This window comes from Providencia sp. NPDC089933 (genome assembly GCF_049545585.1).
Lineage (GTDB): Bacteria > Pseudomonadota > Gammaproteobacteria > Enterobacterales > Enterobacteriaceae > Providencia > Providencia huashanensis.
Genome location: NZ_JBMWDT010000010.1, coordinates 82,633 through 109,290 on the forward strand (window position 1 = coordinate 82,633; position 26,658 = coordinate 109,290).

General features: G+C 39.3%; 22 protein-coding genes. 12 read left to right on the forward strand and 10 right to left on the reverse strand.

From position 1 onward, the window contains the following. Positions 1 to 1,176 (forward strand): anaerobic sulfatase maturase, encoded by a 1,176-nt coding sequence (locus ACPEH5_RS14935; RefSeq protein WP_166686944.1) that lies wholly within the window; start codon positions 1 to 3, stop codon positions 1,174 to 1,176. 81 nt (positions 1,177 to 1,257) lie between these two features. Here the strand turns inward: ACPEH5_RS14935 and mpl are convergent, their stop codons facing one another. After that, positions 1,258 to 2,640 (reverse strand): UDP-N-acetylmuramate:L-alanyl-gamma-D-glutamyl-meso-diaminopimelate ligase, encoded by a 1,383-nt coding sequence (gene mpl, locus ACPEH5_RS14940; RefSeq protein ID WP_042845766.1) that lies wholly within the window; start codon positions 2,638 to 2,640, stop codon positions 1,258 to 1,260. 164 nt (positions 2,641 to 2,804) lie between these two features. Here mpl and fbp point away from each other — a divergent pair, with 164 nt between their 5' ends. After that, positions 2,805 to 3,812: a class 1 fructose-bisphosphatase gene (fbp, locus tag ACPEH5_RS14945; protein WP_042845769.1), complete on the forward strand. Its 1,008-nt coding sequence runs from the start codon at positions 2,805 to 2,807 to the stop codon at positions 3,810 to 3,812. Positions 3,813 to 4,023: 211 nt separating this feature from the next. Further along, a complete protein-coding gene (gene ppa / locus ACPEH5_RS14950) occupies positions 4,024 to 4,554 on the forward strand; it encodes an inorganic diphosphatase (RefSeq protein WP_042845770.1) in 531 nt (176 codons plus the stop codon). A 94-nt stretch (positions 4,555 to 4,648) separates the two neighbouring features. Here the strand turns inward: ppa and ACPEH5_RS14955 are convergent, their stop codons facing one another. From ACPEH5_RS14955 to tamA, 3 genes are read right to left on the reverse strand one after another with little or no spacing between them, the layout of a single operon-like run. Beyond that, positions 4,649 to 4,996 (reverse strand): gamma-glutamylcyclotransferase family protein, encoded by a 348-nt coding sequence (locus tag ACPEH5_RS14955; RefSeq protein WP_281110878.1) that lies wholly within the window; start codon positions 4,994 to 4,996, stop codon positions 4,649 to 4,651. A 3-nt stretch (positions 4,997 to 4,999) separates the two neighbouring features. Beyond that, positions 5,000 to 8,776 carry an autotransporter assembly complex protein TamB gene (gene tamB, locus ACPEH5_RS14960; protein ID WP_210787081.1) on the reverse strand — a complete coding sequence of 1,259 codons (3,777 nt, stop codon included), beginning with the start codon at positions 8,774 to 8,776 and terminating at the stop codon, positions 5,000 to 5,002. Further along, complete coding sequence (gene tamA / locus ACPEH5_RS14965) at positions 8,773 to 10,515, reverse strand: autotransporter assembly complex protein TamA (protein ID WP_166686942.1); 1,743 nt, start codon at positions 10,513 to 10,515, stop codon at positions 8,773 to 8,775. The genes tamB and tamA overlap by 4 nt, the downstream gene beginning before the upstream one ends. Positions 10,516 to 10,648: 133 nt before the next feature. On the opposite strand from tamA, the gene msrA reads away from it, so the two are divergent. Continuing rightward, complete coding sequence (msrA, locus tag ACPEH5_RS14970) at positions 10,649 to 11,290, forward strand: peptide-methionine (S)-S-oxide reductase MsrA (protein WP_042845775.1); 642 nt, start codon at positions 10,649 to 10,651, stop codon at positions 11,288 to 11,290. A gap of 312 nt (positions 11,291 to 11,602) precedes the next feature. Beyond that, on the forward strand, positions 11,603 to 12,970 hold the full coding sequence (locus ACPEH5_RS14975) for a hemolysin family protein (protein ID WP_042845776.1): 1,368 nt from the start codon (positions 11,603 to 11,605) through the stop codon (positions 12,968 to 12,970). Positions 12,971 to 13,050: 80 nt separating this feature from the next. Here the strand turns inward: ACPEH5_RS14975 and ACPEH5_RS14980 are convergent, their stop codons facing one another. Continuing rightward, entirely contained in the window at positions 13,051 to 13,257 is a 207-nt protein-coding gene (locus ACPEH5_RS14980; RefSeq protein WP_042845777.1) for a DUF1107 domain-containing protein, read from the reverse strand. A 299-nt stretch (positions 13,258 to 13,556) separates the two neighbouring features. Between ACPEH5_RS14980 and ACPEH5_RS14985 the strand changes: the two genes are divergently transcribed. Beyond that, positions 13,557 to 14,117: a YtfJ family protein gene (locus ACPEH5_RS14985; protein ID WP_131680919.1), complete on the forward strand. Its 561-nt coding sequence runs from the start codon at positions 13,557 to 13,559 to the stop codon at positions 14,115 to 14,117. 316 nt (positions 14,118 to 14,433) lie between these two features. Here ACPEH5_RS14985 and qseC read toward each other — a convergent pair whose 3' ends face one another. Together qseC and qseB are read right to left on the reverse strand one after the other, a co-directional pair. Beyond that, positions 14,434 to 15,789 (reverse strand): quorum sensing histidine kinase QseC, encoded by a 1,356-nt coding sequence (gene qseC, locus ACPEH5_RS14990; protein WP_166685224.1) that lies wholly within the window; start codon positions 15,787 to 15,789, stop codon positions 14,434 to 14,436. Next, on the reverse strand, positions 15,789 to 16,451 hold the full coding sequence (qseB, locus tag ACPEH5_RS14995) for a quorum sensing response regulator transcription factor QseB (protein ID WP_042845780.1): 663 nt from the start codon (positions 16,449 to 16,451) through the stop codon (positions 15,789 to 15,791). Before qseB ends, qseC begins: the two co-directional genes overlap by 1 nt. Positions 16,452 to 16,628: 177 nt before the next feature. On the opposite strand from qseB, the gene ACPEH5_RS15000 reads away from it, so the two are divergent. Then, positions 16,629 to 17,033, forward strand: coding sequence for a YgiW/YdeI family stress tolerance OB fold protein (locus tag ACPEH5_RS15000; protein WP_042845781.1), 405 nt, complete (start codon positions 16,629 to 16,631; stop codon positions 17,031 to 17,033). A gap of 137 nt (positions 17,034 to 17,170) precedes the next feature. Beyond that, positions 17,171 to 17,761: a GDP-mannose pyrophosphatase NudK gene (gene nudK / locus ACPEH5_RS15005; protein ID WP_217008066.1), complete on the forward strand. Its 591-nt coding sequence runs from the start codon at positions 17,171 to 17,173 to the stop codon at positions 17,759 to 17,761. A gap of 35 nt (positions 17,762 to 17,796) precedes the next feature. On the opposite strand, the gene ACPEH5_RS15010 is transcribed toward nudK, so the two are convergent. Further along, positions 17,797 to 20,937, reverse strand: a complete 3,141-nt coding sequence (locus tag ACPEH5_RS15010) for a hypothetical protein (protein ID WP_272663735.1) — start codon at positions 20,935 to 20,937, stop codon at positions 17,797 to 17,799. A gap of 448 nt (positions 20,938 to 21,385) precedes the next feature. Here ACPEH5_RS15010 and ACPEH5_RS15015 point away from each other — a divergent pair, with 448 nt between their 5' ends. Beyond that, the gene (locus ACPEH5_RS15015; protein ID WP_042845785.1) at positions 21,386 to 21,781 is read left to right on the forward strand and encodes a cupin domain-containing protein; all 396 of its coding nucleotides are present in this window, start codon (positions 21,386 to 21,388) and stop codon (positions 21,779 to 21,781) included. Between the two features lie 8 nt (positions 21,782 to 21,789). Beyond that, positions 21,790 to 23,283 carry a malate dehydrogenase (quinone) gene (gene mqo / locus ACPEH5_RS15020; protein WP_166685226.1) on the forward strand — a complete coding sequence of 498 codons (1,494 nt, stop codon included), beginning with the start codon at positions 21,790 to 21,792 and terminating at the stop codon, positions 23,281 to 23,283. A gap of 55 nt (positions 23,284 to 23,338) precedes the next feature. Here mqo and cysQ read toward each other — a convergent pair whose 3' ends face one another. After that, positions 23,339 to 24,079 (reverse strand): 3'(2'),5'-bisphosphate nucleotidase CysQ, encoded by a 741-nt coding sequence (gene cysQ, locus ACPEH5_RS15025; protein WP_281110879.1) that lies wholly within the window; start codon positions 24,077 to 24,079, stop codon positions 23,339 to 23,341. A gap of 127 nt (positions 24,080 to 24,206) precedes the next feature. Then, complete coding sequence (locus tag ACPEH5_RS15030; protein ID WP_281110880.1) at positions 24,207 to 24,827, reverse strand: peptidylprolyl isomerase; 621 nt, start codon at positions 24,825 to 24,827, stop codon at positions 24,207 to 24,209. Between the two features lie 218 nt (positions 24,828 to 25,045). Here ACPEH5_RS15030 and ACPEH5_RS15035 point away from each other — a divergent pair, with 218 nt between their 5' ends. Both ACPEH5_RS15035 and ACPEH5_RS15040 read left to right on the forward strand, forming a co-directional pair. After that, on the forward strand, positions 25,046 to 25,645 hold the full coding sequence (locus tag ACPEH5_RS15035) for a LysM-like peptidoglycan-binding domain-containing protein (RefSeq protein WP_131680922.1): 600 nt from the start codon (positions 25,046 to 25,048) through the stop codon (positions 25,643 to 25,645). A 189-nt stretch (positions 25,646 to 25,834) separates the two neighbouring features. Continuing rightward, complete coding sequence (locus tag ACPEH5_RS15040; RefSeq protein WP_238563954.1) at positions 25,835 to 26,545, forward strand: CDP-diacylglycerol diphosphatase; 711 nt, start codon at positions 25,835 to 25,837, stop codon at positions 26,543 to 26,545. Positions 26,546 to 26,658: the final 113 nt, after the last annotated feature.

The following is a 26,658-nucleotide window of genomic DNA, read 5'->3' on the forward strand; positions in this document are numbered from 1 at the left end:
ATGAAAATCGCCTTTTATGATAGCCTTTCTTCGTTTTCACCGCCCACAAGGGCGGTTGTCCCTTTTCATATTTTGCTTAAACCTGTTGGGGCGGGTTGTAACCTGAAATGTGATTATTGTTATTATCCAGAAGACCAATTACCTAGACCTAAACCCATGATAAAAGAGATGTTAGAACCTTTTATCCGTAATTATATTGCTTCTCAACCAACCTACAGCAAAGAAATTAATTTTGTGTGGCAAGGTGGAGAGCCCCTACTTGCTGGGTTAGATTTTTATAAAAAGGCCATTGATTTGCAGCAAAAATATGCACCAAAGCATGTGAAAATCTCTAATAGTCTACAAACCAATGGTACCTTGCTCACCCCTGCATGGTGCCGCTTTTTAAAGCAGCATAATTTTATTATTGGTGTGAGTTTAGATGGACCAAAAGAAATACATGACCGCTATCGTTTAGACAAAAAAGGCCAGCAAGGTAGTTACAACGCCGTCCTAAAGGGCATAAGGCTTCTACAAGAGTTTGATATTGAATTCAACATCTTGACGGTTGTACATGATGCCGTAGCCAATCAAGCACAAACCATCTATGAGCACTTTATTCAGCTTGGTGTAAAATTTATTCAATTCCAACCATTAATGACCGAAGGTAGTGCGCTTGAACATCAATTTACATTGACGGCTCATAATTGGGGAAAATTTTTAACTGATATCTATTTACACTGGAAATCTCAACGCCACGTTGGCAATGTACATGTTATGAACATTGAGCACGTTTACAGCCAGTATTTTACCCATGTTAGCCAGACTTGTGTCCACTCAGAACGCTGTGGTACTAACTTGGCCATGGAAGCTCAAGGGCAAATATTTGCCTGCGACCACCAAATCAATAGTAGCCATCACATTGGCAACATCTTAGAACAAACACCTTTGAGTGAACTCGTCCTCAATTCTATAGAGCTACCTTTTGGGCAAAATAAAAGCACCCGCAGAGAATGCCAATCTTGTACGGTAAAAGCGGTTTGCCAAGGCGGATGCCCAGCGCATATCAATTCGATGGGGAAAAATAAGTTATGTGAAGGCTATTTTCAGTTTTTTAATACTGTTATGACACCGCTGAGGAAATATGAACGTAGTATGCGAGGCGTTCAACAATGGCGGCAAGAAATAGGGTTTTAACGAAAGTTAGTATTAACCAAAAGCCCCTATCTCACAAACTATGATAGGGGGCTTATTTACAGATAAATACGGTTTAAACCATTACTCATCTAATTCTATTTCGGCTTTCGCCTTTAAACCCGCAAGCAATTTGCCATGAATGCCACCAAACCCGCCATTGCTCATCACGAGAATATAGTCGCCAGGTTGAGCCGTCTCAATGACCATATTTGTCAAAGCGTCAATATCAGCGCTCCAACGAGCAGGTTGCACGCATTTCTCTGCAATATCCGTTACCATCCACGGAATATTAGCAGGTTGGAATAAAAAGACTTCATCTGCACGGCCTAAGGCTGGCGCAATATCATTTTTGTTAATCCCCATTTTCATGGTGTTCGAACGAGGTTCGAGTACGGCGATAATGCGTGAAGTCCCCCCCACTTTGCTACGTAATGCTTCTAATGTTGCCAAGATAGCGGTTGGGTGATGAGCAAAATCATCATAAACACTCACACCATTCTCAACACCACGCAGCTCTAACCGCCGACGTGCATTGATAAACTTATCCAAAGCAAGGCAAGCTTCCTTGGCGGGGACGCCGACATGATGTGCTGCGGCTATCGCCATCAATGCATTTTGAATATTGTGATTGCCCACTTGTGACCAAGTGACTTCACCCACTTTCTCTTGTTGATAGTAAACCTCGAAATGGCTACCATCATGATTCAATTTTACTGCCTGCCACTCACCATGCTCACCACCAACAAGCTCCTGTTCACTCCAACAGCCCATACCAATGACTTGTTTTAAGTGATTGTCATTATCTGGTGTGAAAATTTTGCCGCTGGCTGGAACGATACGAACCAGATGGTGGAATTGCTTTTGTATCGCCTCAAGGCTTTCGAAAATATCCGCATGGTCAAATTCAAGGTTATTCAGGACTAACGTTCTCGGGCTGTAATGAACAAATTTAGAACGCTTATCAAAAAATGCACAATCATATTCATCTGCCTCAATAACAAAAAATGGGCTTTCCCCTATTTTTGCCGACACATCAAAGTTACCGGGGACACCACCAATTAGGAAACCAGGCTTATAACCACAATCTTCTAACACCCACGCTAACATACCCGCGGTAGTGGTTTTTCCATGCGTCCCTGCCACAGCGAGCACCCAGCGTTCTGGTAATACATGGTCATGTAGCCACTGAGGACCTGAAGTGTAAGGTAAGCCTCTTTCTAATACAGCTTCAACACAAGGGTTACCACGCGTCATGGCGTTACCAATAACCACCATATCCGGTACTGGGTCGAGTTGTGAAGGGTCATAACCTTGAATGAGTTCAATGCCTTGATTTTCAAGCAAAGTGCTCATTGGTGGATACACATTTGCATCAGAGCCCGTGACTTTATGGCCTAGAGAACGAGCCAATATTGCTAAGCTACCCATAAAGGTACCGCATATACCTAAAATATGTATGTGCATTCTTTTTCATCCAATTAGCATGAGGTTTGTCACTATTCTACCCATCAATAGCAGGTTTATAAATGCATTAACCTATTAATCTTTTTTTTATTTAGTTAAACTCTCTGCGCGCGAGGGTACAATACCCCGCAAAACCTTTGTCAATTTTATTCAGGACCTTCGTCATGAAAACATTAGGCGAATTCATCGTCGAAAAGCAACAAGATTTTCCTCATGCAACAGGTGAGCTGACATCATTACTATCAGCAATCAAACTGGGCGCTAAAATTATCCATCGTGATATTAACAAGGCTGGGCTGGTAGATATTCTTGGCACCAATGGTGTTTCGAATATTCAAGGCGAAGTCCAGATGAAGCTAGACCTGTATGCAAACGAAAAACTGAAAGCGGCTTTAAAAGCCCGCGGAGAAGTTGCCGGTATCGCCTCTGAAGAAGAAGACGAAATTGTCATTTTCGAAGGAGATCGTGCTGAAAACGCAAAGTATGTCGTTTTAATGGACCCATTAGATGGTTCTTCAAATATCGATGTAAACGTTTCCGTTGGGACAATTTTCTCAATTTATCACCGTATTACACCAATTGGGCAACCAGTTACTGAAGCGGATTTTCTACAGCCTGGTCATCGCCAAGTTGCTGCCGGTTATGTTGTTTACGGTTCTTCTACTATGTTGGTATACACCACTGGCGTTGGCGTCCATGCATTTACCTACGATCCTTCTTTAGGTGTTTTCTGCCTTTCTCATGAGAAAGTCATGTTCCCATCAGAAGGTAAAATGTACTCTATCAACGAAGGTAACTACATCAAGTTCCCAATGGGTGTTAAAAAGTACATTAAATACTGCCAAGAAGAAGATAAAGCGACAAACCGTCCTTATACCACCCGCTATATTGGCTCTTTAGTCGCAGACTTCCACCGTAACTTGCTTAAAGGGGGGATTTATATTTACCCAAGTACAGCAAGCCATCCAAATGGTAAACTGCGTCTTCTGTATGAGTGCAACCCTATTGCATTCTTAGCTGAACAAGCCGGCGGTAAAGCAAGCGATGGCGCTAACCGCATCCTGGATATTATCCCTAGTGAATTACACCAACGTGCTCCTTTCTTCGTAGGAACAGAGTCAATGGTGGAGAAAGCAGAATCATTCATGCGTGAGTTCCCTGACACCGAATAATTCATATAACTAGCTAATAGGCGGGGCTTCCCGCCTTTTTTGCCCCTTTTTTTCTCCAACTAGTGAGTTTTCCCCCCTTTTACGGCTATAATGTCCCCACGTTATCTACCCTGAGATTTAACTTGCATGGAAATAAGTCATTAATACCGTTTCCACCAGCAGCTTAAAAGTCAGCAGGTAAATTCATTATTCACACAAAGGATACACTTAAATGGGCCTGAACAATGTACCGGCAGGTAAAGATCTGCCAGAAGATATCTACGTTATCATCGAAATTCCAGCTAACGCAGACCCTATCAAATATGAAGTTGATAAAGAATCTGGCGCGCTGTTTGTAGACCGTTTTATGTCAACAGCAATGTTCTATCCATGCAACTACGGTTACATCAACAATACTCTGTCTTTAGATGGCGACCCAGTTGATGTGTTAGTCCCTACTCCATACCCATTACAGCCGGGTTCAGTTATTCGTTGTCGCCCAGTTGGGGTTTTAAAAATGACTGACGAATCAGGTGAAGACGCTAAATTAGTTGCTGTTCCACACACTAAATTAAGCAAAGAATACGACCACATTAAAGATGTGAACGATATCCCTGAACTACTGAAAGCACAAATTACCCATTTCTTTGAACACTACAAAGATTTAGAAAAAGGTAAATGGGTTAAAGTTGACGGTTGGGATAACGTAGAAGCCGCTAAAGCAGAAATTATTTCTTCTTTCGAACGCGCTGCAAAAAAATAATTTTCCCTTAGGGTCATTGATTGTTAAAAGCTCTGGTAAATACCAGAGCTTTTTTATTTTATTAACAAACTACAAAGCCTAAATGGCTAAACGTTTATTCTTCTTCATTACGTTTAAGCCAGTCACCACTTTTTATGCGGCACAGACCATCAACAGAATGTTTATATAGATAAATCCAAGCGTTGCCATATGGCGTCGAAATTAGCTCCCTCGCATAATCTTGGGAGTTTTTCTTTAGCTCATCTAGCTCTGTTAAGATAGATGGGTTAATACGATATACCTCGCACTCTATCACCCCATCCCCCTTAACCACCGCAGGATAAAACCCAAGATCATACAGTTCATAGCCTTCTAGCTTATGCTCCCCTAACAGTTGAGCATAAGTCATCCAGTGATGATTACCTTGCTTTTGCCTTAAGCTGCCATAAACAATTACACGCATAATCTAAAACTCAAATTGGTAAAGGAGATCCAAGGCCTGGTTAACACCAGACACCGCTTCTAAATACAGTTTTGGCATCAATCGATAACGTAACGTTAACGTCGCCAATGAGTCAAAGATACCAACACCATACTTCACTTGTAAATCATTAGTGATCTTACCACTCACCACAACTTGGGAGCTATCCCCCACACCTTGGGTATCAACAGCCAAATCAGATACCCCAAATGTTTCACCAATCTTGCCAACTAATTGCCCACTTTGTGCAACACCAAGGCCAATAAGCATTGATGTCATTTGTGAACCATTTGCATCACCACTATCTAACCCTTCCCCTCTTAACAGATAAGAGAGTGCTTCTTGTTGCGTTTTGGCAGGTTCAGAGAATATTTCTACTTTCGGCTTATCTGCAAGCCCTGTTACCTTAACACCCGCAATAACATCATCAGCAGTGTTATCTGGGTTACGGATAGCTTCTAAATTTAAGAATGGCTGATCCGCAGGGCCAGAGAACTGTATTTGGCCTTTGCGGACGATTAAGTCTTGCCCATAAGCGCGGAAACGCCCTGCAGGAATATCAACTTGACCATTCAAACTGAGGCCATGCTTATTTTGAATAACTTTCAACAAGCCAGTCAAACGAGCTTTCAAACCAAACGCATCTAACCGAACATCATTACCAATTTTAATATCTAGATTGGTTTGAATTGGGATTGATGGCGCTTTTTCTTCTATTGGTTTTAAATCACTATCTAGCATAACCACATCAGATGATGCGCTAACCGCAGATTCAGGTAATTCCTGAACAGTAATTCTTGCCCAAGGGATTGTCACAGAACCATTCAAGGTTAATAAGGATGGCGATGCATCAAACACAATATCCGGCTGTACATCAATCTTAATCATTGGTGGCAGAGAAACCCGTAAGTTATTACCACGCGCCATTATTTTAGCTCGCCACGCATCAATGTTACGCCAATCAGCATCACCATCGATATTCAAATAACCTTCCGGTGTATTGATTTGCCCATTCATCACAGAGCTAGTGCCATTAAAATTAATACCTAAATGACCACTTTTAATATCAAATGGGATCATCGCTGAGCGAACTTCTAAGCTAGAAAGCGATAAATTACCATTTAATAATGGGTTATTTGCTGAGCCCCCTAGCCGTAAATTGGCATTCAAGCGGCCATTAGCCACTTCTTTTTGACCAAGCAGCGGTTTAATTAAATCTAAAGTAATCGAATTGATTTCTACATTACCCGCTAACAGACGGCGTTTTTCAATATCTGAAATTTGAATATTGCCGCGCATCTGGCCGTTATTCTGCAAACCAAACAACCAATTAACGTCTGCCTTACCATTTTTGAGCCCTGCACTTAACGTTAAGGTATCAAATGCGATAGGTAAACGCGTCCCTTCAACAAACTGTGTTGCTTTAACGTCATTGCCACGTAAATCTAACTTCACTTGCGGCATACTGCCATCGTCTTTCCAAATGGCATTTGCTTTGCCACTAAAGACACCACTAACACGTGTATCTTTAGGCATAAACGGTTTAATCATTGCTAAGTCAAAGCGTTCTAATACAATGTCAGCACTGCCGCTTTTACCTGCTTTAATTGGTTTTGGCACACATAAACGCGCATCTGGATTTACCCAGCAATGACGACCAATTGTCACTTCTTGCGTTTGATTAGCGTAATTAAGTGACATGGCTTGATTCAAGCGCCACTCACCGACAACAGTATCAAATAACGTATTGGTCAGGTTACCTTTCCACACTTCTGTTTGGCGGTCAAAGCTCCCTGCGAGTGATAACTGCCCTGAGACAGGTTCACCTTTAACATTCAGCTTCAGTGTATGCTGCTTTTCACTACCTTTCGCGTCAAGATTCAGGTTACTAATGACCAGATCACCTTGCTTTAATTGGCGTAAGACAACGGATAAATCGCCTTTTATCTGCTCACCAGTAGCAACATTACCCTTAATAACCACGTTATCAATAGCGAGATCATTTTGCCATTTCACACCGCGAGCGGTTAAGTCAATTAACGCTTCTGGCGTTTGCAAATTACCCCGTAATTTCACATCACCAACAATCACCCCCCCTAAACCGGGTAGTAGACCATTGAGCCCAGGTGCGTTAATTTTTGCATCAAGATTCCATTTATCAGCAAGCGTCCCTTTTACATCAATATTATTTTTGCCTAGTGCTAAATTAAAATTAGGGATGTCCCACTGACCGGCTGCATTGCCTTTTGCCTGCCCACGCGCTTTCAGTAAGTTATTTTTTACATTACCATCCAGCATAATTTCAGGGACTTGCAATTGCCAGCTCCCACCGTATAGGCTACCGCGCGTAACAATTTTACCATCGACCTTCGCTGGCCACTCGGGATATTGTTTAGCGGTATTGATACCTGACAAGGTTAGCACCGCATTCCAACTGATTGCTTTACTCCAGTCAGCCACCCCTGTGATGTCCGCATTCCCTTGTAAAGCGGATAAGCGTAAACGCGTAAGGTTAATTTGCTCTTCATTACCTTTGGCGTCTAAGAGTAAGGTTGATGGAGGAAGATCTTGCCCAGTAATAGCAGAACGCAAAGACATATCATAAGCGGATGGGCGGCCATTTAAACGTAGGCGTGTGCCATCTAACTGGTACTGTGCATCACCGACTAAAGGCCATGTCAGCTTATCGCTTTTTAGTGTTAATAAAATTGGCAAATCCGCTTGTGATAAGTCAGTTTCTGCATCTAACGTCGCATTAATTGGGCCTTGCAGATTCAATGCCAATTTTAGTTCATCAATTAAGCCGCCCTTTAAAGACAAATCTATTTTTTGCCCATCTAAATCCTCTAAACGGCTCTCTCCCAATATTGATAAAGATACTGGCCACTTATCTTTCAACATTGCTGTTCCAGATAAAGCCACATTACCTTGTGGCGCATCAACTTTTAACTGTTTAACCAGTACCTGCTGCCCCTCATTAGACAAGCTAAGATGTAATTGGTTAATCTTAACGTCAGCCCCACCAGTTAATTGAAAGTTCGATGCATTAATCCCCTCAACATTTAAATTAACAGGTAAAATTATTTCAGGTAATTCAGCCAGTAGCGGTTTTGAGAACAATTCTTTTAGTTCATCTGCTAACGATTTTTGCTCGTTAATCGGTACAGGGTCGGGTTGTTTGTCTTCCGTCGCCTGATCTTGTTGCGTTTCAGGTAAATGAATTGCCAAGTCAATAATATCTGTCGGAATAATTGTGATAGCTTTATCTTCCCACGTTACCCCTGTGGTAAATTTAGCTAAATCAATATCCATACCATCAACATTGACGTGAGTTGAAACTAACGAAAGCTGGTTTAAACGAATGGTTAGCGGTGCTTTGAGTTCAGTTAGTGGCTCTGAAGCAGGTGCTTCTTCTGATGGCGGTAACTGCGCCGTATCAACATTTACCATTACATTATCAGTGCTAAGGTTATCAATACATAATTCACGGCTTTTCAGGCAGCCTAGGCGTAATGCTAAATGTAATTCCCCTGCATTAACATCAATGCCTGGCATTTGATACTTCACGCCAGTCAACGTTAAATTACTGATATCACCATCTATTTTATCAATCGTTAATTCAGGAACAAAGCGAGTCGCTGAATTTAAAGCAAAATGAAGACCGGATTGGGTGCCAATTACCCAACTTAATGCCGCAATAATAAGAACTAGAATTAATAAAATGGAAAGACTTATCCATTTTAGCCATTTCAACCACCTCATAATTCAGTCCCCAAACCGATATAAAATTGTATTTTGTCGTTATTTGAATCACCGATTGGTGTTGCAAGGTCAAATTTAATCGGTCCTACTGGAGAAACCCAGCGAACACCTATACCTGCGCCAGTTTTAAAATCACTCTTTTTAATATCATTTACTGCTTCGCCGCTATCAATAAAAGTGGCGCCCCACCAATTACCGGTGAAATTATATTGGTATTCAACAGAGCCAACAGCCAGCTTAGATGCCCCTGTCAGTTTACCTTTACTGTCTTCTGGGGAGATTTTTTGATATCCATATCCACGTACACTACCATCACCACCAGCGAAGAAACGCAAGTCTGGCGGGACTTTGTCAAAATCATTGGTTTCAATCCAACCTATATTACCTCGTACCACAAAACGGTGCCCCTCCCATGGGGTTCTTATCCATACATTTTTAGCTTGCAATACAGCAAAGTCGATATCTGAACCCCAAATTTTATTCGAATAATCAATTGAATAACGTTGGCTATCCCCCCAACTTGGCATCACACCACCACGTTGACGAATGCGACTAACATAAGCCCCTGGATACAATAGCATTGTCGTATTAGTGACATCAGCTTGGGTAAAGTTACTCAGCATCCAACGCATATTCACGCCATATTGCCAACCGGAAGAGTAGTCCCAGTTACGAGATACGTTTAAAGTCGTAGTATTTGATTGTGTATCATTTAAATCGGTGCGTTTAAAACCGCCTTGAACGGCATAGTATTGCTCTAAAGGATTGGCTTTTAATGGAATTTTATAACTAGCGTCAATCAATTGCTCTGGTTGAGAAAGGCTGATACTTGATGTAAAACTTTGCCCCCTTGAATTGACCCAAGGTTTATTCCATGTCGCTTTAACGCGCGGGCCGACATCAGTTGCATAACCGCCACCAAGTTCAATAAAGTTTTTGGCGCGGGGGACCATCACACCCTCCATAGGTAACACATCGGAATCCGCCTCACGCGCTTTTGTGATGTCCGGAGTGACAATCGCAGAAGAGAACCAGCCAGTTTCTGCTAACCGACGGTTAAACTCAGCGAGTTGTTCGGAGGTGTAATATTCCCCTTTTTTAAACGGAGCGAGATTATTCAAATAATCTTCACGAATTTGCGACCCTTGATAAGAAATGGCGCCAAAGCGATAACGCTCCCCACTATTAAAATCAAAATCCCAATAAGCAGCATGGTGGTCAAGAGAAATACCTAATTGGCTTTTCTCCATCATTGCATCAAAATAACCTTTACGAATAGCTAGGCTGCTAAAACGACCTTTGAAATCTTCATATTCACCATCATTTTGGATAATACCCAGTTTTGGTGTGTATTTTTTAACCATCTTTTCATAGTCAGGGTCGGTTTTTGCACCACCTTGTAATTCAACTGTCACCCCTCTCAATAAAATGGGTTCTCCAGGAGTTACTTTAGCAGTCAATACAGAACGAGCAGGCGGGGTTTTTTCTTCATAACTAAACTCAACGGAAGGTTGATAATAACCTAAAGGCTTTAAACCTTCTTGAATTGCTTTCTCAACACGGGCTCGAAAACGACCATTGGGTACAACTTCATCTTGAGATATATTAGAAAGTTGTACTCGCACGTTTTGATTAAGTTGGCCTTCAAGCCCTTCAATATTAAGGCGAAGGTTCGCTGCGTGTGCCACTGGTAGTGCCGCAGTTAGGCAGAGAAAACAAGCTAGTGGGTATTTCGACACGCCTACTCCTAAGGTGGTTATTCGATTGACTAAATACTTCATATCAATTTATTTTGAGTAAAATTAGCCGGATACACAAGTTTTTATCCCTATTTTTAGTTTTTTTGTGCGGTCAATATACATAGGAATCATTATGCCATTTAATAAATTTCACTCTGCAAATATTGCACAACCTCTGCCCGGCAGAGCAACCGCTATAACTTACTCACCATATCATGCGGTTAACCATCATTCGATTGAGATTATTCCTAAGAATATGGAAATCGCTTATTTTGCTATGGGGTGCTTCTGGGGTGTAGAACGTCTATTTTGGCAGCAATCTGGCGTTTATTCCACTTCAGCAGGATATTGTGGTGGGTTAACACCAAACCCAACCTATGAGGAAGTGTGTTCAGGGCTAACAGGGCATGCGGAAGCCGTCCGGGTCGTTTTTGACCCACAAACGATCGATTACACCCAATTATTAACCTTATTTTGGGAAAATCACGACCCTGCTCAGGGGATGCGCCAAGGTGGAGATATTGGCAGCCAATACCGCTCGGCCATCTATACGGTTTCCGATGAACAAGACCAGCAAGCAATGAAGACCTTGCAAGCATACCAAGCAGCAATGAAAGCACAAAATGATGTACGTCAGATTACAACTGAGATTACGCCATTGGAAACCTTCTATTTCGCAGAGGATTACCACCAGCAGTATTTATACAAAAACCCAAATGGTTATTGTGGCTTAGGGGGTATTGGTGTTTGCTTACCCCCCTCATTAAATAATTAAAACATAACTTATTAGTTTTTAATTTGTTTTTCATTCTAGATAAATCATGTTGTAGATAGATAATAAATTACCTGAGCATAATCGAGTACACGGCTCAGGCAATAAAGTAAACACCGCCCTACAACATGATTTATGATGAATATCTAGCCAGATAAATATACCCGATGCTATACTCATCGAACATATCAATTATTTTGCGCATAGTGCGCTACTATATATTTACTTATTGAATATATTTTCTACCCGAGATGATACCTACTGAGATCATTAAAAATGAATCAATCTTAGTGTTGAAGGGTGTCAGGAAAACCTATGATTAACAGCTTATTGATCGTTCTTTTATTATGTGCAATTAGCGCATTCTTTTCTTTGTCTGAAATTTCATTGGCAGCTTCCCGCCGTATTAAACTTAAGCTAATGGCAGACGAAGGGAATATTAACGCGGCCCGAGTACTCAAATTACAAGAAATGCCTGGTATGTTTTTTACCGTCGTGCAAATTGGCTTAAATGCCGTTGCCATTCTTGCAGGTATTGTGGGCGAGTCAGCTTTTTCACCTGCATTGTATGATGTATTTATTCAGTTTTTATCCCCTAACTGGGCACAACAAATCGCTTCAATCATTTCTTTTACCATTGTGACTAGTTTATTTATTTTAGTGGCGGATTTAACACCAAAACGTATTGGCATGGTGAAACCCGAAGCAATCGCCATCCGTATTGTCAATCCAATGCGCTTTTGTTTGGTGGTTCTCAGCCCTTTTGTCTGGTTCTTTAATGGCCTTGCCAACCTCATCTTCAAGCTATTCAAGTTACCTATATCGCGCAATGAAGATATCACCTCTGATGATATCTTTGCCGTCGTTGAAGCAGGCGCGGTCGCTGGGGTATTACGTAAGCAAGAACATGAATTAATTGAGAATGTTTTTGAGCTTGAATCTCGTACTGTGCCATCAGCGATGACACCACGTGAAAGTATTATCTATTTTGATAAAGACGAATCAGAAGAAAGTATTAAACATAAAATCTCAACTCAACCACATTCTAAATTCCTCGTTTGTGCTGGAGGTATTGACCATGTCATTGGTTACGTTGATTCCAAAGAGCTACTTAATCGCGTATTGAATGGGCAAAGTCTAAGTTTAAAAGACGGTGTACATATTCGTAATACGCTAATGATACCGGATACCCTTTCCCTGTCAGATACACTAGAAGCATTTAAAACGAATGCTGTCGATTTCGCCGTTATTCTTAATGAATATGCGCTTGTTATGGGTATCATTACTATCAACGATGTGATGATTACTTTAATGGGCGATTTAGTTGGCTCAGGGCAAGAAGAACAAATTGTGGTACGTGATGAGAACTCTTGGTTAGTTGAAGGGGGAACCCCTATTGAAGATGTCATGCGCATTTTAGATATCGATGATTTCCCTGACTTTAGTAACTATGAAACCATCGCAGGCTTTATGATGTACCGGTTAAGAAGGATGCCAAAGCGTACAGATTACGTTAAATATGCGGGTTATAAGTTTGAAGTTGTCGATATTGATAACTACAAAATCGACCAACTACTGGTAACTCGCCTCACGGCAATACCAGCACCAGTAATTGTACAACCGGGAAAAAACACGACTGAAACGGCTGATGCAAAACGACAAACCAAAGATACTGAACACTAATATTTAGTTGCAAAGCCGTTTCATTTCAATGCGCCACCTTGAGTGGCGCTATTGTTAACCAAACCTAAGTTTGATTAACGCTACCCTAACTCCGCCTGTAATAATAATACCTGTTTGTTAACCTCACTCATCACATTGTAATGGCGCTTATCACTGACTTTAGGTGGTAAAATTTTCCCATAATTAAACTCAAATGCCCCAAAATCCTTAATATAGAGCCTGCCACGGAATAACGTTTTGACGTAAAGAGCAATCTTAAATGGGTTATAACGGTTAAAAATTTTCATTAGAACTTAGCCTCCCCTTTGTTCTTACGATATTCAATAACTCATACCGTACAATAATCATAGACCAGAAATTTCCATTTTGGTTCTAAAATTGCAGTTTTATTCAATTTGCTGACATAACATGACAGTGTCAAATAACTGTTAAATCCTTACAAACCTTGTCTTTATTCTGAATTTTAAAAAAATGTTAAATTCTCTTTTGAAACTCATCCGATGAGCTATGCTATAAGTATCAATTATAGAATTGGTACTTAGGTTCACCTCTCTAACAAGGCTAAAGCAAAATTTAAGGGGTATATATGATTAAAAATCTTTTAGTGTCGATTTTTTTACTCGGAATATCAACCGCCGCCACTGCTGCTAATATTCAATTAAACCAAACAGTTCCTGCCGTTTCTATATCTGACAAGGGGGAGCTCATCATAAACGATGAAGGGAAACTGGATAATCAGCCATGGAAAAGCCAGCAATTAATTGGCAAGGTACGCACTATCCAACATATTGCGGGCCGCTCTTCAGCGAAAGAACTTAATGCACCGTTAATAGAAGCTATCAAACAAGCCAAACTCCCTCACGATGCCTATCAAACCACGACTATCGTGAATGCGGATGACGCTATTTTCGGTACAGGTGTATTTGTTAAAAATAGTGTTGAAGACAGTAAAAAAGAGTTTCCTTACTCTCAATTTATTGTTGATAGTGACGGTGTCGTCAAAAATGCATGGGGGTTAAAACCTGAAAGCTCCGCAATTATCGTATTGAATAACCAAGGGAAAGTATTATTTTTCAAAGATGGTGAATTAACCCCTCAAGAAATTGAAAAAGTGATGAGTTTACTTGTTTCCAGCTTAAATCAGTAACATGACATCCATCTTATGTAGTGTCCCTTAAGTGCACACTACATAAGCCCATTAGCAATCATAAAACAGCGAACACAAAAATAGTCAGTTATTCTAAAATTCCTCAATATGCCATATGCATAATTATAACCATTTCATTAATAACTACTCATTATTATATGGTTTATTGATAGTTTTATTAACCAACACATATTGCTTTAAAAACTTCCCAATAAAAACAATTTATAACCAAGGTGGTTGTGTTCTTTGCATTACCCCATTCTACCTAATTAATAATAACGCGTTATATCTTAGCGACGCTGTAACTCACATAAATTTAATAAACCAACCAATATACTTTAACGCAAAAACCGCCTTTATCACTGTTAGCAAAAATAACCTGTAAGTTATGCAATTGAGCAATTCGCTTAACAATAGATAGCCCTAAACCACTCCCTGTTTTTTCTTGCCCCGCAGGCCGATAAAAACGTTCTCCCAAGCGTTGTAAAACTTCTGGGGTCACCCCATCACCATCGTCTTCAATTTCAAGGTGGTCTGCGTACAACGTTAGCGTTACTCGCCCTTTCGCTTTGCCATAGCGTATTGCATTATGAAGTAGGTTTCTGAGCAGTACACTCAATAACAGTGCTTGGCCTTTTAATGTCGGCGGTTCGCCTTTAATCATGCTGATCACCGTGGTTCCTTGAGCCTGCGCCTCCGGCTGAATATCATTGATTGCAGTTTCAATCAGAGATAACCAAGATAATTCAGTAATATCTTCAAGTTGGGATATCGATTCTAACCTTGATAATGTGAGCAATTGGTCAACAAGACGAGATGCACGGTCAATCCCTTCGGATAAGTTTGCTACTGCATGGTGACGAATATCAATGTCATTCCCTGCAATTTGTACCACCTCCGCTTGCACTTTTAAGGCTGCGAGAGGACTACGCAGCTCGTGGGCAGCATCAGATGTAAACTGCCTTTCTCGCGCAAACATATTATTGATTCGCTCAAACAAACCATTCATTGAGTCTATGATTGGCTTTGCTTCGGTTGGAATACGTGATACTTCAATAGGTGTTAATTCATCAGGCTGACGATAGCGCAATTGGTTTGCAACTTCTTTTAAAGGCCGCAAAGCACGGGTTAAAAGCCATAGAAATACGACTAGCATCAACGGCAATGCCACCAACCAAGGCATAAATTGCGCCACCATGATATCCGTTGCCATTTCTTGCCGATATTCCCACTCTTGGCCAACCACGATAACATATTGCCCATCTTGAGATTTTAACCAAACAAAGCGCCACGAGTCATCGCTTCCTGTAACTCTCCCATCAGAAAAACCTTCCCTTGCAAAGTTAAATACAATCTTTTTCCCATTATCACCATCATTTAAAACCATCTGCCCCTTAAGCGTAAAAATAGCAAAAGCTAATGCATCATCATCTTGATCGCCTCGATTTTTCCGTAATAATTTTTTTGTTTTCTTTAATGAAGGTTTAGACAATTCAAGATCTGAAGGCAATACAGACAAACGTTTAGCAAATGCCATTTGTTGTGTATCAAATAGCTCATTAATGGTTTTATACGTTTGATACCAAGCTAGTGAACTCGCGATACCCCATGTCACCAATGCTAATAACAGCAACATTAAGGTAAGTTTTAGCCGAAGACTAAATGTTTTCATTATTCATCATCACCTAATCGATAACCGACACCATGAACAGTACGAATAAACGTATTACCTAACTTGCGTCTTAAATGGTGAATATGTACCTCAACTGAATTACTCGATACTTCCTCTTCCCAGTTATACAGTTTCTCTTCTATTAAGCCTCGCGATAGAATTTTATTTGGGTTATGCATAAATAGAGATAATAATGCCAATTCTTTCCCTTTAAGTTGAACAGGCTCCCCTTTAACAGTTACCGTCATCCCAGACGGGTCCATTTCCACATCTCCATGAGTCAATTTAGGTGTTAACTGACCACTTCGTCTGCGGATCAATGCCTGCAAACGAGCCATAACTTCCATTAAGGCAAAAGGTTTGCACAGATAATCATCCGCTCCACGTTGTAAGCCTTGTACCCGCTGCTCCAGAGCATCTCTGGCTGTCAAAATTAATACCGGTTCATCACGCCCCTGTTTGCGCCAATGTGCCAAAATGTCCATGCCATCAATATTGGGTAATGAGAGGTCAAGTACCACGGCATCATAGGGAGCATCAAAAAGAGCAAGTTGCCCCAGTTTTCCATCCATAAACCAATCAACAGAAAAACCCAGCTGAGTTAACCCTACTTTTAACCCATCACCAATTAGCCTGTCATCTTCGATTAATAGAATACGCATAACCCCTCCGTATCAGAATATTATTATATTTATCCCATCAGTAATGAAATGACTAGCTATTATTTATTAAATTAAAAATATAATGCATCAATTAAGTTTCTTAAGATCCTGTTAAGATTTACCTGCTTTAATAACTTCCATATAAACAAGTTTACGTCTTATTTGGAGAAAATGATCATGAAAAAATTACCTTTAATTACATTAATTGCCGCTCTTGCAACAGCCCCTGTTTTTGCTGCAAATGGCGGTTTTGACGGTCCGGGTGCTGTCACTAATAATACAACGCAAACCAATCAAAATGGGGGCTTTATTGGCCCTAATAGCGGAGAAACAACCGTCGCAAAAGCACTAGAGATGTCTGATGATAGCTGGGTTATTTTACGTGGTAATATCGTTAAACAACTTGACTATAAACATTATGAATTTACTGATGGCACAGGCACCATCAACCTTGAAATCAGTGAAAAACGTTGGAATGGTGTTAATGTCACACCAAAAGATAAAGTCGAAATCCGCGGTAAAATCGATAAAGATTGGAATTCAAGGGAAGTTGAAGTTAAACAAATTCAGATCATTAAATAACCCATCATATCCCTTCGTTAGCATACTTCAGGGTTGTACCTGAAGTATGCTATTACTTCATCGCCAAAATCCTATTTTATACCAATATTAACAATGCTAGATTAGACATAAATATAATTGTTATTTTGGATCATCCAATGTCACTGAAACAGCCCCAACTACGTAATATCAAAGAAAAACTACTTTCCGATAATTGGTATATCTTAAAAAAATACACCTATGAATTACAAAGAAGAGATGGAAACTGGCAACAACAAGAGCGTGAAGTCTATGATAGAGGCAATGGCGCAGTCATTCTGCTCTATAATAAAATAAAAAACAGCATTATCTTGATACGCCAATTCCGTATACCTATGTACGTAAATGGTTACCAGCATTTCCTGATTGAAGCTGCCGCAGGCTTGCTTGACGATGCTTCACCGGAAACCCGTATCATTGCCGAAGCAGAGGAAGAAACTGGCTTTAAAGTCGACAAAATAGAAAAAGTCTTCGAAGCATTTATGAGCCCCGGTTCCGTTACCGAGAAGCTATATTTCTATATTGCTGAGTACAACGACAATAACCGCAGCAATGCAGGTGGCGGGTTAGCTGAAGAAGGTGAAGATATTGAAGTCTTAGAATGGCCATTTCCTAAAGCGTTAGAAGCTATCAAAACTGGCGAAATTGTTGATGGTAAGACTATTATGTTAATACAACACCTAGCATTGAATTCAATTCTAAAATATTAATTTTTATAAAGAGCTAAAAGCCTTTATTACTATAGCTATAAGATAAAACGAGTAAAACTTCCAGGGATTAACAAACCGTGGTCACGATAAGCCAAATTAAAATAATTCATTAATGCTTTTTTGAACCCCGTTTCTGTCGAGTATGAAAAAACACCATTATTAGAATCAAACAACTCAAATTGTTGGTTAGATATACGTTGAACCATAATTATGTGCCCTTCAGAAAGAATTGAACCATCTGACTTTCTTATATACGCCCTTATTAGTGCAGTATCACCCGGATTTAGCTCCATCACATCATCCTCTAATTTTTTGACTAAATCATGGTGCTCTCCCCTATATCTTACAGTCGGTTCTCTATGATATTTCTGGGTTTTAAATAAAGAAGGCTGAGTTTGTTTTCTCTCTATACTATCAAATACCTTCCCTGAGAAAGAAGCAGGCTTTTTTAAATCCTCTTTTAAGCTAGCAACAACAGAAAATAAGTGTTTTTGTGGGTCAACGCTTTCTTCTAACCGTTGCAAGATCTCTAAAGATAACCCATGACATAAGCCATCAGGGTGTTTTTTCTTTAATAGGTTAGGGAAACTAAATTGATCTAATTTAGCATATCGAAATGCGGTTGTTGCTAAATCGTCTCCTCCTCGATTTACCCTAAACTTTGAATATTTAGCTAATGGATTGAATAATCTTTCTGCCGCAATACCTTCTAATGTATTAATTAAATCTAACCACTTGCCGATAACCTGCACCATCAACCTTGGTGCTTTAGCAAGATTAAGTGATAAATATATTTTTCCAACCATCAAATTTTTCTTTGCCTGCTCTATATCGGCACCACGATCTGAGTTTTCAATTAGCTGCATATCTAAATATATGTTTGCTAATTTTAAAGAAATGCCCGCCATAAATTCAGCGGATATAATCCAAGGTGATGATACCCCTGTAGTTGTTAACATCATGATAACTTCAACAGACTCAATCAATATTTTCTTGACGTCATTACTTAATTTTGCTGTTTTTTCATATGATGTATAAATAACACCATTTAGATCAGAAAAATTTTTTTCAACTCCACTTTTTAGTAGCAATCGATAAGGGTCAATCTCAGGCTCAGTTTTAAACTGAATATTGGGGCTTCTTTCAATAAAGGTTAACCTATGCTGCCACTTCTGATTTAGTCGGTTATCTATATGTTTAATATTTTCTAAATTATTTTTGCTAAACCCCTCTTGGTCAATTTTAGTTAAATGCTTATGAATAAATTTAGCTAACTTCTTATTTTCGTGGAATGTACTAGAAATAATAAGGTCATTATCTGGAAGTGAAAAAATTAGGTTATGATGTTCACTTCCAAGAGAAAGTAAACCAGGAACAACTTTACCCTCAAATAAAACGACACTAGGCTTGATTAATCCACTAATAAACCCTTCAATAATATGTTGATAGATCTTAGGTTCTTTTGATAATTGTTGAGATGATTTTGATAAAACATGCAAAATTTTACCATGTACACTGAATTTAAAATTATCAATAAAATCAATATTATCTATTTTTTTAAATGCAGAATTCTCAATTTCTGACATAACTGAGTCCGCAATATTTAATCGGCTTTTTTTATCATTTAATAATTTGAGTAATGTTTCATTCTTCGCATCATTATTTTTACTATTTATTTTTAAAATACTTTGAGAGCCTCCCACATGAATAAAAATAGAACGATCTGCTTCCCCCAGCAGAACCTTCCTTAAGCTAAATTCTTTTATTGTATTAGAAAACGAAATATTTCCTTTAAAGTTAGCTCCCTGATAAAAATGAACCTGCCAAACTTTATCGAGATCAGTACAATCAATACTTATGCCATTAACTAATAAACCAGATAATATTAGCTTATCTAACTCTTCTTTAGCATTCTTAACATTATTTTCTAGCTCCAATTCATTTACCTGCGTTACTTTTAATTCAGCAGCTATTCTTTCCATTTGAGTCTCTAGACTAAGTTGCGATTTTAAATCATTTTGAGACATCTCAATACTTGCCGCTGCTTCCATAGAATTAATTTTAGCAGTGAGCAATTTATATTCTTTTCTTGCATTAGCTAGCTTTACTTCTGTGCTATATTTTTCAGAGCTAATATACCTAAAGGCAATTGGGTTACTATTTTTAGGCAATGATTCCAAATGCTGGCTATATTCCTTACATTCTAAATCAATTTTATTTTTTTCTGCATACAAGTAATCTATTTTTTTATAGAAACCCATCCAAGCTGTAGAAAAATTGGGGTTATCAGGGTGAAGTAATAAATTAAGCACAGACAAATTTTCAGTTTCTTTGGTTAACCTTGCTTCCTCCCTAGCGATATGCTGCTTTAATTTTTTTATTTTACCTTCATTGCTTACTAACCTACTATTTTCTCGACCTAAATAGTTTATTGGCTGTCCAAATAATGCTTTAAACCTATGGCTAAAAGCTTTAGCCTCTGCTTCTTTTAACATATTTTTAGACTTATTTATTATTTTTATTCTACGTGACTTGTCCTTTTCAAATCTATTTTTTAATAAGTTAAAATCTAATGGCCAGCCTTTAGCCTCTAACTTAAAAACCAATGAGCCAATATAACTTTTTTTACCTATAAAACCAGTTTCTCTTTCCCTTAAGTGATCTAGGTATGCATTTGTTTTCATATCAAATTTTAGGTTAAGTGATTCGGAAACACTTCGTCTTTTCCTATGAAAATGAATAGTATCATTATAATTTCTTTCACCCCTTTCCATCCCCATCAAATTTGTTGTATTCTCCTCATGACCACTACGATGAATGGCATTATTTTTTTGCAGATCCAATAATAATAAGCTACCAACTATTAACCCCTTGTTACCTTTCAACGATAATTTATGATTAATATTAGGCTGAGTTTGAATTGGAGATTGAGTTACCTCAATAGCTTCGCGATGGATATGTTTCCCAATATCTAAAATTTCTTTTAATGCCTTATTAGCATCAACCTTCTCGGATTTTTTTACTATTCTCCCATTTAAGTTTATTCTGTTAGGAAAATGTGCAGTATTAGTTATATTTTTAATTATTAAAGGAAAAGATGAAATTGCATTAGTTATCTTATCAAAAATACTAGTTTCATTACTTCGCAATGAGGATTTATATGATATTTTATCCATTATCTAACTTTTAAAAATCAGTTAACATTTGGTTTTTACAATACATTATGGATATAAAAATTCTTATATAAAACATCAAAAATATTATATTTTGTATAATCAAACCACAACCCAACCATAGAAAAACCTAAAGTAAATATACTTAAAGATATTTTCTAAGCATAGAAAATCTATCCAAGACATATTTAACATCATCCTAAAAAGACAATCAAATTAAGATTTAAAAATTAAATTTATTTAATATTAATGGTAAAAAACTAAGTTTCACTGTTGTTATTAAGCTATATTTAGATAATCAGATAATATTTTTGACCTGAAGCCTAAAACACTTTAAATTTAAAACTATATCAAATTTAAATATTATCTTTTTAAGAGCTTTGCTTGTTATATCTAATGAATATCGAATAGTTGTGATACATTTCTGTACGTCATTAAGGAGCTAAACAAAATGATACGCTGTGTTCGTATGTGGACGGGAGAAGATGGAAATTCTCTATTTGAAGAAGGAACTCTAGAGCTTGGTCGTGTTCCTAATGCAGATGGTGATAACCAAACTCTTCCTATAGCTGTTAGTGAACTTTCTTTTCGTGAAACCGTTTCAGGCGGATCTTTCGATTGGCATAAGGACCCCGTTCCTCGTTATGTCATCACTCTTACCGGTACTTTAGAGTTTGAAACTAAAGATGGCTCTAAGTTTGTCATTAATCCAGGTGATATTCTGTTAGCGCAAGATAATACTGGGACGGGTCATAAGTGGCGGCTTATTGGTGATGAACCATGGCGTCGTGCTTATGTTGTCTATCAAGAAGATACTCAGCTTTGCTTCACCCCGACTAAAAATTAGAGGTCATAATGGATAAACCTATTGTAGAGAATGTCGATATAGCCCTCATCGGCGCTGGTATTATGAGCGCAACCCTCGCTACATTTCTCAAAGAGTTAGAGCCTTCGTTAACAATTTCTATTTTTGAAAGATTAAACGATTGTGCTCAGGAAAGCTCTCATCCTTGGAATAATGCAGGAACCGGCCATGCGGCAAACTGCGAAATGAACTATACGCCACCTAACCCTGATGGCACTGTAGATATAAGTAAAGCACTTGAGGTTAACACCGAATTCGATTTATCGCGCCAACTATGGTCATACCTTGTCACAAAAGGCAAAATAAAAAACCCTCGCGATTTTATTCACCCTTGCCCACATATGAGTTTCGTTTGGGGTGAAGACAATGTGAAATTTTTACAGCAACGCTTTCGCCAGATGTCCGCTCACCATTGCTACCATAATATGGAGTACAGTGATGACCCCAAGCAGATCGATGACTGGGCTCCATTATTAATGGAAGGGCGTGAAAGCAATGAAAAAATTGCGGTCACTCGTGTCGCGACAGGAGCCGATGTCGATTACGGCGCTCTCACCCACCTATTAATTGCACAACTTAGCGAACAAACCGGTTTTTCTCTTCACTATAAGCATGAAGTCATTGATGTTAAACAAACAAAAGATGGCCGCTGGAATGTAGAAGTAAAAAATTTAATTACTCATGAAAAACAAGTTACTTCGGCAAAATTTGTTTTTGTAGGAGCCGGTGGGCGTGCTATTGAATTATTACAGAAATCAGGCATCCCCGAAGGTAAAGGGTTTGGTGGTTTCCCTGTCAGTGGTATCTGGTTACGTTGTGATAACGAACAAATTGCAGGGCGCCATCATGCTAAAGTTTATGGGAAAGCGGATAAAGGCTCGCCACCAATGTCAGTACCTCATTTGGATACCCGTATAATTGGGGGTAAACGTTCATTATTATTTGGGCCCTATGCAGGCTTTTCTAGTAAGTTTTTAAAACATGGTTCTTATCTCGATTTATTTGAATCGGTTCATCTCAATAATATCGAACCCATGTTAGCGGTCGCCAAAGATAACTGGTCACTTGCTGAATATTTGGTGGGGCAAGTGCTACAAACTTCTGCTCACCAGTTTGCCATGTTGCAAAAATTCTACCCTGATGCTCAACATGAAGATTGGAAAGAAGTCGTTGCAGGGCAACGAGTGCAAATTATAAAACCAGATCACGATAAGAAAGGGGTTTTAGAATTCGGTACTGAACTAATTACCAGTGCAGATAAATCCTTCTCTGTATTAATGGGGGCTTCTCCGGGGGCGTCAACGGCTGCTTTTATTGCGATAAACGTACTAAAAACCTGTTTCGATGAGCAACTTAAAGCAGAGGGATGGGAAACACGCTTAAAACAAATTATTCCAACTTATGGGGTTGATTTAAAACAAGATGCAAAAGCCTGTTTAGATATCCGGGCAGCAACGGCTAAAGTACTGCAATTAGACAACTAGCACTCCGAATAGTTGGCACTTGAATGTTTAAGCGCCAACTATTGGTTTTAATTATCTAGAATAAAATAACACGAAAACCTGGGTTTAAAAATGATTCCCTTGGCGTGTAATCCTGTACTTTCCCATGCCAATCAACCACTTTCGCACCCGCACCAATAGCCACAGCATGACCTGCCGCAGTATCCCAAATATTGGTTGGCCCAAAGCGTGGATAAAGCTGCGCCTTGCCTTCTGCAACTAAACAAAACTTTAATGAGGAACCAATTTCCACCGTAGTGTGTTCGCCCATTTGGGTTAAATAATCCATCAGTTCGCTATCTTGATGGGAACGGCTGATCACAATGACAGGGGGGGTCATATCCTGAACATGAATACGCTGTTTATGACCACCTTCTTCTTTCCATGCTTGGCTCCCCTCTGCGTAATATAACAGCCCTTTCGCGGGGGCATACACAACCCCCATCACAGGCACTCCATTTTCAATCAATGCAATATTAACGGTAAAGTCCCCATTGCGATTGATAAATTCTTTTGTGCCATCAAGTGGGTCTATTAGCCAATAGCGTTGCCAATGTTGACGAACTGACCAGTCAACAAGGTCTTCTTCCGAAAGTTGTGGAATATCTGGAGCAATACGAGTGAGCCCTGCTGCAATGACTTTATGAGCTGCAATATCCGCTTCTGTTACAGGGGAATTATCACTTTTATGTTCAACCTGCAAAGGCTCTTGTGCATTGTAGGTTTCCATAATGGCATAGCCTGCTTCTTGAGCTAGTTCACAAATTTGTTGTAGCATTTTAATCACCTCTCAATCACCCTTTACAGCAAGATTAGCAAGCGTGAAAAGTTTACGCTATAAAAAAAGCCTCACCGTTGAACCAACAATGAGGCATTTATCTAAAACTTAAGCAAATTTACTTAAATTATAAGATTTCCAATAATTCTACTTCAAACACTAATGTGCTAAATGGAGGGATAGAAGCACCCGCACCGCGCTCACCATATGCTAATTGATGAGGGATATACAACTCCCATTTAGACCCTACAGGCATCAGTGTTAATGCCTCAATCCACCCAGGAATCACGCCACTCACTGGGAATTCTGCTGGCTGACCACGTTGAACTGAACTATCAAATACTGAGCCATCAATTAAACGACCCGTATAGTGAACACGAACACGGTCTGTGCGTGAAGGAATTGCACCATCACCTTGGCTAATTACTGAGAATTGCAAACCAGATTCAGTGGTTGAAACACCCTCACGTTTTTGGTTCTCATCAAGGAACTGTTGGCCTTCTTCTGCTAATGCAGCCTGACGTGCAACACGAACAGCATCGGCGCGTTCATGAACTTCACGCAGTGCTTTATGTAGTGTTTCAACAGGCACTGATGGCATATTGCCTTCTAAAGCATCAACAAGCCCTGCCAAAATCGCATTTGGCACTAAACCTTCTAAGCCTGACTCTAATAATTGCTGCCCAACTTGTAGACCAATGCCATAACTCGCTTGTGCTTCTACTGAATCGAAATTTTGGTTTGCCATGAAAACACCCATATGGTTTTGAGAAAAAAGCAAGGATAGCAGCCTGACACTTATGGGTAAACCCAAACAATCGATCTAAATAATAAAAGCAGCTGATTAGCGATAAATTAACTCAGTGTTCTCTGAAAAATCGAGTCAGGCCCTTAAAATACAATAAAATGGTGTTAATATCGTGGAAATATGAACAAATTTACTCATTGCCTCATCAAGGAGGAGTGATGTTTAAACTTTCAAAATTTCACCGCTATGGTATTGCTACTTTAGTTCTCATTGTCGTGGTAGCCCTACTTTGGCCCGCGGAAGATAAACCGTTAAACACAACTGCACAGAATCAACCTATTGTGGTCCCACCGCCAACCACACCTGATATTACACCTGACCCAGTCATCCCCTCTCCAACCCAAGAACCTGAAACCCAAGGAGAAAGCGCACCACAATCGTTACCCTCAGAGCCCGAAATAGTACCTGAACCCATTGACCCTGCACCGGTTGAGCCACCAACGGCAACCGCGCAACCGCCAAGTGAAGAACCTAATACGGTGAGTTCATCAGCCAATAAATGGCAGAATTATCGCGTACAAAAAGGCAAAACACTCGCCCAACTATTTCGTGATAATAACCTGCAAGCCAATGATGCCTTTACCATGGCTCGCGTTGAAGGCGCAGAAAAGCCATTAAGTAATTTGCGCCAAGGGCAAAAAATTCGTTTGAAAGCAAATGCAAAAGGCGAAGTCCAACTATTGGAAATTACCGCATCTGATGGGAAAACTTATAGCTTTGCTAGGTTAAGTGACGGTGGCTATTACCGTACGCCATAGTAAATAACGATGGGCAGCTTAATTCACTGTCATTAAGCTGCCCGATAAGCGACATCCAACCACTATTTCCCTCTCACCTACCTGCTTTTGCTGTATACTTAAAGTTCTTTCAACCTAAAATACACACATTAACAAATTATTATGCTAAAAAATAAATGGGTTAAACTTTTTTTGGGGCTTTTTTTCCTATTGTTAGCCATCATTATTGGTTATATTTCTTGGATTAAACTCAATGCTAATGCACTCTGGAATATCATTAATAGCCAATGCATTCCCCAACAACAAACTCACTCAATCACTCCCCCTTGCCTAAAAGTCGATACGGAAAATCAGTATGTGTTATTTAAAGACAAAAAAGGGCCATTACATAACTTAGTTATCCCTACCAGTAAGGTTAAAGGGATTGAAGCAAAACAATTAATAACGGCAAATGCGCCTAACTATTTCGCTTTAGCTTGGCAAGAACGAGCCAGTTTATTGCAACAATCAAAAAAAGAGATCCCTGATGATTTATTAGCTATTGCCGTTAATTCACAATATGGGCGTTCACAAGACCAATTACATATTCACCTTGCCTGTTTAAAACAAGAAGTCCACCAGAAACTAAACCAATTTTCGTCAACGATAACAACAGACTGGGCTTTTCTACCAACTGAGCTCGTTGGCCATCATTACTTAGCAAAAAAGCTTCAATCTGAATTTAACGATGCAAAAAATCCATTCAATCAACTGTATGATTATGTTGTGAAACATCACGACGAGATGGGAAATTATGGTTTAGCAATGGTACAGCTGAAAGATGGCTCAAAGGTGTTGCTAGCAAATCGGTTGGATATCACGGAGTTGAATTTAGGTTCAGCGGGGGAAATACTCGACTACCAATGTTTAGCAAATCAATAAAGTTTAGCGTTTAAATACATTAAAGCTAATTCCAATGAATTACTTAGAATATAGGTTATAGGGAAATAGATCCCCTAGAAAGCAAAAAACACCGGGCTATGCCGGTGTTTTTT